Raw genomic sequence first — 7069 nt, forward strand, 5'->3', positions numbered from 1 at the left:
GCCCGTCCGGCAGGTGTCTGACACCCGGGAGACACCGGCGCATATCCAACGAGCGGCGCATGCGGGTGTCAGACACCGAGATGTCACGAACACCCGCCCGCCAGGGGGCATGCGGCCCGTGCCGCCCTCAGGCGGCCGCGGCCCGTTCCGCCGCTTCGACGGTGTTGACCAGCAGCATGGCGATGGTCATGGGGCCCACGCCGCCCGGCACGGGCGTGATCGCGCCGGCCACTTCCTTGGCGGAGGCGAAGTCCACGTCGCCGCACAGCTTGCCGTCGGCGCCGCGGTTGATGCCCACGTCGATGACGACCGCGCCGGGCTTGATCATCGAACCGTCGATCATGCCGGGCTTGCCGGTGGCGACCACGAGCACGTCGGCGCGGCGGGTCTGGGCCGCGAGGTCGCGCGTCTTGGAGTTGCAGATCGTGATGGTGGCGCCGGCCTGCAGCAGCAGCATGGCCATGGGCTTGCCCACGATGTTGCTGGCGCCCACGATCACGGCCTCAGAACCACGCAGCGTCACGCCTTCCGATTCCAGCATCTTCATCACGCCATAGGGCGTGCAGGGACGGAACAGCGGCTGGCCGGTCATGAGCAGGCCCGCGTTGCTGACATGGAACCCGTCCACGTCCTTCTCGGCCGCGATGGCCTCGATGACCTTGTGGGCGTCCATGTGCTTGGGCAGCGGCAGCTGCACCAGGATGCCGTGGATGGTCGGATCCTGGTTCAGGACGTCGATGCGGGCCAGCAGTTCGGCTTCGGTCATCTCGGCCGGGTACTGCTCTTTCACGGAATGCAGGCCGGCCTTTTCGCAGGCGGCGACCTTGTTGCGCACATACACCTGCGACGCGGGATCCGCGCCCACCAGCACCACGGCCAGCCCGGGGCGGGCGCCCTTGGCGGCCAGGGCCGAAACGCGTTGGGCGACTTCTTCGCGAATGCGCAGCGACAAGGCCGCGCCGTCAATAATCCTAGCGGTCATGCATGAGCCTCGGGTTTGGCCAAAGCCACTTTCATCAAATCAGCAACGGTGGTCACTTCAAGTTTTTCCATAATGTTGGCGCGGTGCGCCTCGACGGTCTTGATGCTGATGCCCAGGTCGTCGGCGATCTGCTTGTTCAAGCGGCCGGCGACGATGCGCTCCAGCACCTGCTGCTCGCGCGCGGTCAGGCGCGCCAGCATGGCTTCGTGATCCTTCTGGGCCTGGTGCTTGCTCACGCGCTGCGTGGCCTGTTCCAGCATCCGCGCCACGATTTCGCGCAGATCGGATTCATTGAAGGGCTTTTCCAGGAAATCGACCGCGCCCTTCTTCATGGTGGAGACGGCCATGGGCACGTCGCCGTGGCCCGTGATGAACACGATGGGCAGCGGCGCATTGCGGATGATCAGCTGTTCCTGCAGTTCCAGGCCGCTCATGCCGGGCATGCGCACGTCGGCAATCAGCACGCCGATCTGGCTGGCGTCGTAGTCTTCCAGGAAGGACTCGCCGCTGGCATAGGCGCGAACGCGATATCCGTTGGCTTCCAACAGCCAGCGCAGCGAATCGCGGACCGCTTCGTCGTCGTCAACTATGAATACCGTGCTCGACAGGTGGGGCGTGTTCATGCGTGCAACTCCTCGGACTGATCGTTCTGGGCCTGCGACTGGGGTGCAGCGCAGGGCAGGGTAAAGCGGAAGATGGTGCCGCCGGCGGGATTGGGGTCTGCCCACAGGCGGCCGTGGTGCGATTCAATAATGGTACGGCAGATATTCAGCCCCATGCCCAGGCCCTGGGTCTTGGTGCTGAAGAAGGGTTCGAACAGGCGCTCGGGTTCGGCAAGGCCGTGGCCGCGGTCCACCACGGCCACCTCGATATGCTGATCGTGCAGAATTACGGCAACCTTAAGCTCGTCGGACTCGCTCTTTTCCATGGCTTCCAGCCCGTTCTTGAGCAGGTTCAGCAGCACCTGTTCGATCAGGATGGGGTCGGCCAGCACGTCCGGGGCGTTCGACGGCACGAAGCTGTCGATGCGAATGCGGCGCTTGCGGGCGTCGATTTCGGCAAAGCCGATGGCGTTGTCGACGATGCGTCCGATGGCCACCCGCTGGCGGCGCGGCTCGCTGCGCTTCACGAATTCGCGGATGCGGCTGATGATCTTGCCCGCGCGCTCGGCCTGCGAGGCGGCCTTTTCCAGCGCCGGCAGCAGCATGTTCGGGCTGGTGTGGCCGGCCTTGACCAGGGCGACGGCGCCCATGCTGTAGTTGGCGATGGCGGTCAGGGGCTGGTTCAGTTCGTGCGCCAGCGACGAGGCCATTTCACCCATGGTGGTCAGGCGGCTGGTGAGCTGGATCTTTTCCTGCTGCACGCGGGACGCTTCCTCGTGGCCGCGGCGTTCGGTGATGTCGCGCGCCACCTGCATGCGCACGCGGCGCCCGTCCGTCCAGGCCAGCATGCGGTGGTGGACTTCGAACCAGCGCTGCACCGACGGCGCGAAGACTTCGACCGATTCGTCGGTGAAGCGGCCGCGGCGGCCGGCCAGCAGTTCGTCGTGGCCGCCGGTCTGCGCGCCGAACACGCGGCGGTAGGTACGGTTGGCAAACAGCAGTTCCAGGCCGTCGTGGGTATCGGCGGTGACGGAAATGGCGTCGTCCAGGCCTTCCAGCACGGTCATGAAGCGTTCATGCGCGGCGGTCAGGGCCTCGCGGATGCGCTTGGGCTCGGTGATGTCGGTCATGGAGGTCATCCAGCCGATCTGGTTGCCGTTGGGATCGAGCAGGGGCGACACATACATGCGCGCCGTGAAGCGCGAGCCGTCGCGGCGCTGGGCTTCGACTTCCAGGCCGCTGCTGGGCGTCTTGCCCGACATCAGCACGTCCAGCGTGTGCTGGTGCTGTTCGTGGCGACCCGGCACCCAATACGGAAAGGGCGGGCTGCGGCCGATCAGGTCGGCTTCGTTCCAGCCGATCATGCGGCAGAACGCCGGATTCACGTAGGCGATGCGGCCTTCCATGTCCAGGACGCGCATGCCGGTGGACATGGAGTTTTCCATGGCGCGGCGAAAGCCGGTTTCGGCGATGAGCGCGGCCTCGGCGGTGGACCGGAAGCGCGTATAGCGCCACAGCATCAGCAGGCTGATGACGATGACGCAGGACAGGGCCAGCACCACCCAGATCAGGCGCTGCTGGCGGAGTTCCTGGTCGATCGTGACAAACATGACGCTGTCGTCATGGATGCGCTGCAGCCAGAAGAACACCGCCATCACGCAGATGTACAGGATCAGCACCATCGCGGGCGTGACCCAGTACACCCCGCGCCGGCGGGTGCGGGCGTGATCGTGGAACGGCGTAGGTATATTGGACTTGGGCGCGCTGGACATGGAATTCGGGCCGGATAGACCGCGCATTTTAGTGCGTGTTGGAAGGGAATTGCCGGGAATCAACCCCTCCTTTTAGGCTAGGCCATAAAAAGTATGTGCCTCGGGCATTGAAGTATGCGCCTACAGGATTCAGCTTCCGTTCAACTTTCCGTATTATGAAATGCCGTACCGCAACATGAAATTTTGCTTGCGACCGGCTATTCTTCTTTCTTAGAATGCCGCCTGATAGGGAAACCGGCCCTGGCAGGTCCTTAGAACACCCCGACCCATGCATCACATGGTAGCCCGGATGATCCCGGCTACCATGCAATGTCCGCGAGTAGATAAATAAGCGGGTGTGGTCACGAACGAACCCCAACAGGAGACACACGATGTCCTCTTTCGCCCAGGCTGGCGCCGTGCAGGCTGCCAACGACGAAGACACCCTTGAAACCCAGGAGTGGCTCGAAGCCCTGGCGGCCGTCCTTGATCGCGAAGGACCGCAGCGCGCCCACTACCTGCTGGAACGCCTGATCGACGAAGCCCGTCGTTCCGGCGCCCACATCCCGTTCTCGCCGAATACCGCTTACGTCAACACGATTCCCCCCGGCCTGGAGCCGGCGCATCCGGGCAACCTGGAACTGGAATCGCGCATCCGCTCGTACGTGCGCTGGAACGCCATGGCCATGGTGGTCAAGGCCAACAAGCACAACCCGCCCGACGGCGGCGACCTGGGCGGCCACATCGCGTCGTTCGCCTCGCTGGCCACCATGATCGGCTGCGGCCAGAACCACTTCTGGCACGCCGAAGACGAAAACCACGGCGGCGACCTGGTCTATTTCCAGGGCCACACCTCGCCGGGCATGTACGGCCGCGCCTACCTTGAAGGCCGCCTGACCGAAGACCAGCTGAACCACTTCCGCCAGGAAGTCGACGGCAAGGGCCTGTCCTCGTACCCGCATCCGAAGCTGATGCCGGACTTCTGGCAGTTCCCGACGGTGTCGATGGGCCTGGGCCCGCTGATGGCCATCTACCAGGCCCGCTTCCTGAAGTACCTGCACGCCCGCGGCATCGCCGACACCAGCAAGCGCAAGGTCTGGGTGTTCTGCGGCGACGGCGAAATGGACGAACCCGAATCGCTGGGCGCGATCGCCCTGGCCGCGCGTGAAAAGCTCGACAACCTGATCTTCGTCATCAACTGCAACCTGCAGCGCCTGGACGGGCCGGTGCGCGGCAACGGCAAGATCATCCAGGAACTGGAAGGCGACTTCCGCGGTTCGGGCTGGAACGTCATCAAGCTGATTTGGGGCGGCTACTGGGATCCGCTGTTGGCCCATGACAAGGAAGGCATCCTGCGCCAGATCATGGAAGAAACCGTCGACGGCGAGTACCAGGCGTACAAGGCCAACGACGGCAAGTTCGTCCGCGAGCACTTCTTCGGCAAGCATCCGAAGCTGCTGGAAGCCGTGTCGCGCATGAGCGACGAGGACATCTGGCGCCTGAACCGCGGCGGCCACGATCCCCACAAGGTGTACGCCGCGTTCAACGCCGCCAGCACCCACACCGGCCAACCCACCGTCATCCTGGCCAAGACCATCAAGGGCTACGGCATGGGCCACGTGGGCCAGGCCAAGAACCCGACCCACCAGCAGAAAAAGCTGGAGCTGGACTCGATCCGCGAATTCCGCGACCGCTTCGGCATCCCCATCCCGGACGACAAGCTGGCTGACCTGCCGTATTTCAAGCCGGCCGAAGACTCGCCCGAAATGAAGTACCTGCACGAGCGCCGCGCCGCGCTGGGCGGCTACCTGCCGCGCCGCCGCGCCAAGGCCGACGAGCAACTGAAGGCGCCCGCGCTGGACGCTTTCAAGGCCGTGCTGGAGCCCACCGCTGAAGGCCGTGAAATCTCCACCACCCAGGCCTTCGTGCGCATCCTGAACCAGGTGCTGCGCGACAAGGAACTGGGCCCGCGCGTCGTGCCGATCCTGGCCGACGAATCGCGCACCTTCGGCATGGAAGGCCTGTTCCGCCAGATCGGCATCTACGCGCCGGAAGGCCAGAAGTACACCCCGGTCGACAAGGACCAGGTCATGTACTACAAGGAAGCGGCCGACGGCCAGCTCCTGCAGGAAGGCATCAACGAAGCGGGCGCGATGAGCTCGTGGATTGCGGCGGCCACGTCGTACTCCTCGAACAACCGCATCATGATCCCGTTCTTCATCTACTACTCGATGTTCGGGTTCCAGCGCATCGGCGACCTGGCCTGGGCCGCCGGCGACATGCAGGCGCGCGGCTTCCTCCTGGGCGGCACCGCCGGCCGCACGACGCTGAACGGCGAGGGCCTGCAGCACGAAGACGGCCACAGCCACATCCTGGCGTCCACCATCCCGAACTGCGTGTCCTACGACCCGACGTTCGGCCATGAGCTGGCCGTCATCATCCAGCATGGCCTCAAGCGCATGGTGGAAGACCAGGAAAACGTCTATTACTACCTGACGGTGATGAACGAAAACTACCCGCAGCCCGGTCTGACCCAGGGCGACGAGGAAGGCATCATCAAGGGCATGTACAAGCTCAAGTCGCACGGCAAGGGCAAGAACCGCGTGCAGCTGATGGGTTCGGGCACGATCCTGCGCGAAGTCATGGCCGCGCAGGAACTGCTGGCCGCCGACTGGGACGTCGCGTCGGACCTGTGGAGCGTCACCAGCTTCACCGAACTGCGCCGCAACGGCCTGGACGCCGAGCGCCACAACATGCTGCACCCCGACGAGAAGAAGCCGCAAGTGGCTTACGTCACGGAACAGCTGGCCAAGACGGAAGGCCCGATCATCGCGTCGACCGACTACATGAAGCTCTTTGCGGACCAGATCCGTCCGTTCGTGCCCAAGGGCCGCGAATACAAGGTGCTGGGCACCGATGGTTTCGGCCGCTCGGATTTCCGCTCGAAGCTGCGCGAGCACTTCGAAGTGGACCGCCACTTCGTCGTGGTCGCCGCGCTGCGCGCGCTGGCCGACGAAGGCAAGGTGCCGGTCGCCAAGGTGGCGGAAGCCATCAAGAAGTACGGCATCAATCCGAACAAAGCCAACCCGCAATACGCCTGAGGGTAAAGAGACATGAGCAACATCGTGCAAATCAAGGTTCCCGACATCGGCGACTTCAAGGAAGTGGAAGTCATTGAAGTGCTGGTTGCCGTGGGCGACACGATCAAGGCCGAGCAAAGCCTGATCACGGTCGAATCCGACAAGGCCTCGATGGAAATCCCCGCGTCCCAGGGCGGCGTGGTCAAGTCCATCGCCGTGAAGGTCGGCGACAAGGTCGCCGAAGGCGCGGTCGTGCTGGAAGTCGAAGCCGCCGAGGGTTCGGCCAAGGAAGAGGCCCCCAAGGCCGACGCCAAGCCGGCTGCCAAGGAAGAGCCCAAGCAGGCCGCCGCCGCCGCGCCCAAGGCCGAAGCGTCGGCCCCGGCGCCGGCCGCCTCCACGGGTCCGGTCGAGATCGAAGTGCCCGACATCGGCGACTTCAAGGAAGTCGAAGTCATCGAAGTGATGGTCGCCGTCGGCGACACCATCAAGGCCGAGCAGAGCCTGATCACCGTCGAATCCGACAAGGCCTCGATGGAGATCCCGGCCTCGCAGGGCGGCGTGGTCAAGGAAGTGAAGGTCAAGGTCGGCGACAAGGTTGCCAAGGGTTCGGTCGTGGTCGTGGTGGAAGGCGCCGCGCAAGGCGCCGCGCAAGGC

Annotated in this window: 5 protein-coding genes; 2 read left to right on the plus strand and 3 right to left on the minus strand. The window is 64.6% G+C overall.

What is annotated here, in order from left to right; genetic code table 11:
- Positions 1-127: 127 nt before the first annotated feature.
- From folD to ABE485_RS17050, 3 genes are read right to left on the minus strand one after another with little or no spacing between them, the layout of a single operon-like run.
- A complete protein-coding gene (folD, locus tag ABE485_RS17040) occupies positions 128-982 on the minus strand; it encodes a bifunctional methylenetetrahydrofolate dehydrogenase/methenyltetrahydrofolate cyclohydrolase FolD (RefSeq protein ID WP_346516444.1) in 855 nt (284 codons plus the stop codon).
- A complete protein-coding gene (locus ABE485_RS17045) occupies positions 979-1605 on the minus strand; it encodes a response regulator transcription factor (RefSeq protein ID WP_056570132.1) in 627 nt (208 codons plus the stop codon). Before ABE485_RS17045 ends, folD begins: the two co-directional genes overlap by 4 nt.
- A complete protein-coding gene (locus ABE485_RS17050; RefSeq protein WP_346516445.1) occupies positions 1602-3356 on the minus strand; it encodes a PAS domain-containing sensor histidine kinase in 1755 nt (584 codons plus the stop codon). The genes ABE485_RS17045 and ABE485_RS17050 overlap by 4 nt, the downstream gene beginning before the upstream one ends.
- Before the next feature lie 371 nt (positions 3357-3727).
- Between ABE485_RS17050 and aceE the strand changes: the two genes are divergently transcribed.
- Positions 3728-6436 (plus strand): pyruvate dehydrogenase (acetyl-transferring), homodimeric type, encoded by a 2709-nt coding sequence (aceE, locus tag ABE485_RS17055; RefSeq protein WP_346516446.1) that lies wholly within the window; start codon positions 3728-3730, stop codon positions 6434-6436.
- 12 nt (positions 6437-6448) lie between these two features.
- A partial coding sequence (locus ABE485_RS17060) for a biotin/lipoyl-containing protein (protein ID WP_346516447.1) occupies positions 6449-7069 on the plus strand: 621 nt, incomplete at its 3' end.

It is taken from the genome of Achromobacter spanius, assembly GCF_039673305.1.
GTDB lineage: Bacteria > Pseudomonadota > Gammaproteobacteria > Burkholderiales > Burkholderiaceae_B > Achromobacter > Achromobacter spanius_F.

Bases quoted from the DNA above. Each gene is read 5' to 3' on its own strand.
- aceE (WP_346516446.1), top strand. From the start codon at position 3,728: ATGTCCTCTTTCGCCCAGGCTGGCGCCGTGCAGGCTGCCAACGACGAA.
- ABE485_RS17045 (WP_056570132.1), bottom strand. From the start codon at position 1,605: ATGAACACGCCCCACCTGTCGAGCACGGTATTCATAGTTGACGACGAC.
- ABE485_RS17050 (WP_346516445.1), bottom strand. From the start codon at position 3,356: ATGTCCAGCGCGCCCAAGTCCAATATACCTACGCCGTTCCACGATCAC.
- folD (WP_346516444.1), bottom strand. From the start codon at position 982: ATGACCGCTAGGATTATTGACGGCGCGGCCTTGTCGCTGCGCATTCGC.